4 pseudogenes are annotated in these 3108 nt (G+C 67.3%); all 4 read right to left on the bottom strand.

The annotated features are described in order from the left end of the window. Window positions 1-157: 157 nt before the first annotated feature. Window positions 158-307: pseudogene (locus tag WBG79_RS27525) on the bottom strand (transposase domain-containing protein); the annotation flags it as partial. A 71-nt stretch (window positions 308-378) separates the two neighbouring features. Continuing rightward, window positions 379-1243: pseudogene (gene istB, locus WBG79_RS27520) on the bottom strand (IS21-like element helper ATPase IstB). Beyond that, window positions 1240-2504 (bottom strand): annotated as a pseudogene (gene istA / locus WBG79_RS27515) (IS21 family transposase). The pseudogenes istB and istA overlap by 4 nt, the downstream one beginning before the upstream one ends. Window positions 2505-2643: 139 nt before the next feature. Further along, window positions 2644-3108, bottom strand: a pseudogene (locus WBG79_RS27510) (IS66 family transposase); the annotation flags it as partial.

The raw sequence follows: 3108 nt of genomic DNA, 5'->3' as shown, positions 1-3108 counted from the left end.
CAAAACGATCCTCCAACGGATCGTCAAAGTCGGCCCTCAAGCGGCGGGGAGGAAGGTGGGACCGGGACAGCGCTTACGGGATATGCGCTCGCGCGAGTGTCGCTCAGGCGTAAGCATCCGGCGAAGCCCGCGGGATATGCGCTCGCGCGAGTGTCGCTCAGGCAGCATTCTTCGGCTGAGCTGCGGCCTTCCAGTTCCAGGGCAGCAGGTCGTTGATCGCCCGTGCGGGATGTCCGGGCAACCGGGCGAGGACGTCGGCGAGCCAGGCTCTTGGGTCGATGTCGTTGAGCTTGGCGGTTTCGATCAGGTGTTGTCAACGGGCGGCGGAATCTCCCCACTTCTGGGCTCTTAAAATTCCCCGGTTCGAGTGCTTTTTGATCAATGGTGGTTCTGGTCGGCGGCTCCTGCTTTAGGGGGTCGGCCGCGCCGGCGCGGGATTGCGATCGGCGGGGGCTGGATGATGGCCTTCGACCGGATGTGTTCAGGGACCAGATCGGCATGGTGGCGCAGTCGATAGATGGCGCCTTCGATCTGGACGACGACGGCATGGTGGAGCAGGCGGTCTAGGAGGGCTGTGGCGACGACGGGGTCGCCGAAGACATCGCCCCATTCGGCGAAGCCGCGATTGGAGGTCAGGATCATGGCGCCGCGTTCGTAGCGGGCGTTGACCAGTTGGAAGAAGAGGTTGCCGCCACCGGGGATGACGGGCAGGTAGCCGATCTCGTCGACGATCAAGAGAGCGAAGCGGCAGAAGAAGCGGATCTTCTCGCGCAGGGTTCCTTCGCGCTCCGCCTTTGCCAAGGCGCCGACCAGGTCGGCCAGGGTGGCGAAGTAGACGCTCTTGGCCGCCCTGACGGCCTCAACGCCGAGGGCGATCGACAGATGGCTCTTTCCGGTGCCGGGCGGCCCGAGGAAGTGGAGCGTCTCGCAGCGGTCGACGAACTTCAACTCGGCGAGTGCCATGACACGGTTCCGGTCGAGCGAAGGCTGGAACGAGAAGTCGAACTCCGCCAGGGTCTTGATGGCCGGCAGCCGGGCCATGACAAGGGCCGTCTTCACGCGTCGGCTCTCGCGCAGCGTGAGCTCCTCGGCGAGCAGCGTGTCGATGGCCTCCAGCCGTGGTCTCGCCGCGCTCGATCCGTCGCACGGTGGCATCGAGGACCTCGATGGCGCGCGGCATCCGGACACCGACCAGGCTGCGCTTGATGCGATCGACCACCGGCAGGTGCTCTCCGGTGCTCATCGCGCACCTCCTTGGGCGGTGGCGAGGCGGCGGGCGACGGCGTCGTAGAAGTCAAGCGATCGGCGCGCGACCCGGTCGCCGGCGCCTTGGATGACGATGGGTTCGTCATCGTGGCGTTGCCGGCCAGCGGATGTTCTCGGCTTGCGATGGGCCGGATCGACCCGGCTGCGGTCGCGTCCGTCGAGGGGAGCGAGGCTGGCGACGAGCGTGCCGTCTTCGAAGATGCGGATCTCGTCGGCTGCGACATGGACATCCAGGACGCGGCGCCTGGTGGTATCGGGCACGCTGTAGAGGTTACCGCCGACGCTGACCATGCCCTCGTGCGAGACGCGCCGCTCGAGCCTCAGGAGCGACCGGTAGGGCACCAGCGGCAGCGGCTTCAGCGCCGGCTTCTCCTCGGCATAGGCCTCGGCAACGACCCGGCCGGTGGTGGCGTGGACGCGGACATTGGCTACGGTATCGAGCCAGTGCCGGAGCTGGGCGTTGAGGTCTTCCAGATCGCGGAACGTCCGGGCCAGGAAGAAGTCCTCCCGGATGTAGCGGAACGGCCGTTCCACCTTTCCCTTGGTCTTGGCCCGGTATGGCCGGCAGGCGCGCGGCTGGAAGCCATAGTGCCGGGCGAGATCGAGAAGGCCGCGGTTGTAGATGACCAGCCCGTCCGGATCCTCGCCGACGACCGCCGTCTTCATGCGGTCGTAGAGGATCTCGCGCGGCGCGCCGCTGATCGCCTCCAGGGCGGCGATGTGGCAGCGCAGGATCGTCTGCAGATCCTGGTGGACCACGAAGCGCGCCCAGATCAGGCGGGAATGGCCGAGCACCAGAGAAAACAGCCAGACGATGCGCGTCACGCGCGGCTCATTGGTGAACGCGACCTCGAAGCGGGCCAGGTCGACCTGCGCCTGCTCGCCCGGTGGCGTCTCGAAGCGCACCTCGAAGGACTTGACCGGATCCGGCCGCAAGGCTGGACGGCCCGCTTCACCGCCGTGTAGCCGCCGGGGAAGCCCCGCTCACGCAGTTCCCGCCACAGCCGGACCGCGGTCAGGCCCGGATAGGCGGCCAACCGCTCGCGCAGATACGGCAGGAACGGGTCGACGCCCTTCGGCCGACGCACCCGAGGCCCATAGGCGGGCGGCTCCAGCCCCTTCGCGATGTAGCGCCTGACCGTCTTGCGATCGAGACCGAGCCGGCGGGCGATCTCCGTCACTGTCAGTCCCTGCCGGTGCAGTTCCAGGATCATCATGAGTTCTCCAAGCGTGACCACCGAGCCGCCCCTCCCGCAGAAGGGCTCCAGCATCGGCGACGACGCGCCGGTCCGCCCTCTGGCATGCCAGAGGGCGGACCGGCGCAAGGTGGGGAATTTTCCAGGCCCACAAATGGGGAGAATTCAACGCCCGTTCATAGGTGTACATGGCGGCGGCGCGGCGACCGCCGGCATCGGAGCCGGCGAAGGTCCAGTTCTTTCGGCCGAGCGCGATGCCGCGGACGGCGCGCTCGGCGGCGTTGTTCGACAGGCAGAGGCGTCCGTCGTCGAGGAAGCGCGTGAAGGCCGGTCATCGCTTCAGCATGTAGTCGATGGCCCGGGCGGTTTCGTTCTTCGGCGAGAGCTGGGCTCGGTCGGCGCGAAGCCGGGTCTCCAAGTCGATGACCAGGGGACGGCTGCGCTCTCGTCGGACGGCGAGGCGCTCGTCGGGCGGCCGGCCGTTGATCTCGCGTTCGATCTCGAAGACGGCATCGATCGCATTTACGGTCGCAGCGGCCATCGGGGCTCGTCGGAGGTCGGCTAGTTCGAAGAACTTGCGCCGGGCATGGGCCCAACACCCCACTTCGAGGATCGGACCGGGCTTCCGATTTGGATCGTAGAGCCG

It is taken from the genome of Prosthecomicrobium sp. N25 (assembly GCF_037203705.1).
In the GTDB taxonomy this organism is placed as follows: domain Bacteria; phylum Pseudomonadota; class Alphaproteobacteria; order Rhizobiales; family Ancalomicrobiaceae; genus Prosthecodimorpha.
This window is presented reverse-complemented; position numbering and strand designations above follow the sequence as displayed.